The following is a 1,826-nucleotide window of genomic DNA, read 5'->3' on the forward strand; positions in this document are numbered from 1 at the left end:
GCGCGACTTTTCCGCCATGCTGCCGCGCTTCGAAGAGCGCGGCCGGGGCTGATCCTCGGTTGAGACTTGTGGGGGCGCGGCATCGCGCCCCTCTTTCCGCAGCCCCTCTTTCGCGCCATGCTCCGCGCCATGAGCTGGACCGAGATCCCACCGCAAATCGCCGCGCTGTCACCGCAGGGCCGCGCCGCGCTGGCGCAGCTGTCGCCCTTCGACGCCCCGCGCGGCACCGTGCTGTTCCGCCCCGGCGAGGCCGTGCGCGGCTTCGTCATCGTGCTCTCGGGCCGGGTCGATGTCTGCCTCACCGGACCCACCGGGCGCGACATCCTGCTCTACGCGGTGGAACCGGGCCAGAGCTGCGTGCAATCCACCCTCGGCCTGCTGGGCGGCGAGGACTATTCCGGCGAGGCCATGACCCGCAGTGACAGCCGCCTCGTGCTGATCCCGCGCGCGCTTTTCCTGCGGCTGATGGCTGAGGAGGCGGGCTTTCGCGAGTTCGTCTTCTCGGCCTTCGCGCAGCGCATGCAGAGCATGATGCATCTGCTTGAAAAACTGGCCTTTCAGCGCGTCGAATGCCGCCTCGCCGAAGCGCTCTTGGAGCATGCCGAGGGCGATACCCTGCACGCCACCCACGCCGAGATCGCCACCATGATCGGCTCGGCCCGCGAGGTGGTGTCGCGCCGGCTCGACGCGCTGGCGCGACGCGGCATCGTGGCGCTCGACCGGGGCGCGGTGCGGCTGCTCGACCGCGAGACCCTGCGCGCCATTGCCGCCGCCACCGGCTGAGCCGCGCGTCGTTCCGCTGTCGATTCCCGGCGCGGGCCCTGTTAGAAGGGCGTCAAAAGGACATGGTACATGGTCACGCTCGACATCTTTTCCGACCCGATCTGCCCCTGGTGCTATATCGGCAAATGCCTCCTCGACCGCGCGCTGCTGGAAGAACCGGATCACCCGTTCACCATCCGCTGGCGGCCCTTCATGCTGAACCCCGACATGCCGGCCGAGGGCATGGACCGGCGCGCCTATCTCGAGGCGAAGTTCGGCGGCAAGGAGGGCGCGGTGCAGGCCTACATGCCGGTGGCCGAGCACGCCGCGAGCGCCGGGCTGACGCTCAACCTCGACGCCATTGAGACAACCCCCTCGACCGTGGATGCCCATAGGCTGATCCACTGGGGCGGCATCGAGGGTGTGCAGACCGCCGTGGTCTCCTCGCTGTTCCAGGCCTATTTCGTCGGTGGCCGCGATATCGGAGACCGCGAGGTTCTGGCCGATATCGCCGATGGTTGCGGGCTCGACGCCAGCCTGATCCAGCGCCTGCTGGCCTCCGATGCCGACCGGCGCGAGATCGTCGAGATGGACGCCACCGCGCGTGGCATGGGCGTGACCTCGGTGCCGACCTTCGTGGTCGCGGGCCAGCACGCGGTGCCCGGCGCGCAGCCCACCGCGCTCTGGTCCAAGGTGATCGCCGAGATCCGCGAAGGCGCCGCCTGAGCGGGCCACCCGCCCTGCTGCGCGGCGACATGCGCAAGGCGCATGGCCGGAATGCGCGCTACCGCGCGCGTTCCGCGGTTGTGCTGGTATACCGTTTTCCGATAGCCCGGTGATAGCGGTAAATCGGCCCGCCGCCGGCAGTTCGCACTGCACCGGTGTGGCCCTGCAAAACTCAGAGGTCACATGCGGTCTGTTCCCGGACGGGTCGAGTTCATCGCGCTGCTTGCGATGATCTTCGCCACCATCGCCTTTTCCATCGACGCCATGCTGCCGGCCCTGCCCGAGATCGGCACCGAGCTGACCCCCGACGATCTCAACCGCGCGCAGCTGGTGATCAC

2 protein-coding genes and 1 pseudogene are annotated in these 1,826 nt (G+C 68.8%); all 3 read left to right on the forward strand.

Features of this window, described 5'->3' with window-relative positions:
- The first annotated feature begins 129 nt into the window (after nucleotides 1-129).
- A complete protein-coding gene (locus AC6RA4_RS23190) occupies nucleotides 130-783 on the forward strand; it encodes a Crp/Fnr family transcriptional regulator (protein WP_500164319.1) in 654 nt (217 codons plus the stop codon).
- 69 nt (nucleotides 784-852) lie between these two features.
- Nucleotides 853-1,488, forward strand: coding sequence for a DsbA family oxidoreductase (locus tag AC6RA4_RS23195; protein ID WP_500164320.1), 636 nt, complete (start codon nucleotides 853-855; stop codon nucleotides 1,486-1,488).
- Between the two features lie 183 nt (nucleotides 1,489-1,671).
- Nucleotides 1,672-1,826: pseudogene (locus AC6RA4_RS23200) on the forward strand (multidrug MFS transporter); the annotation flags it as partial.

It is taken from the genome of Salipiger sp. (assembly GCF_059781815.1).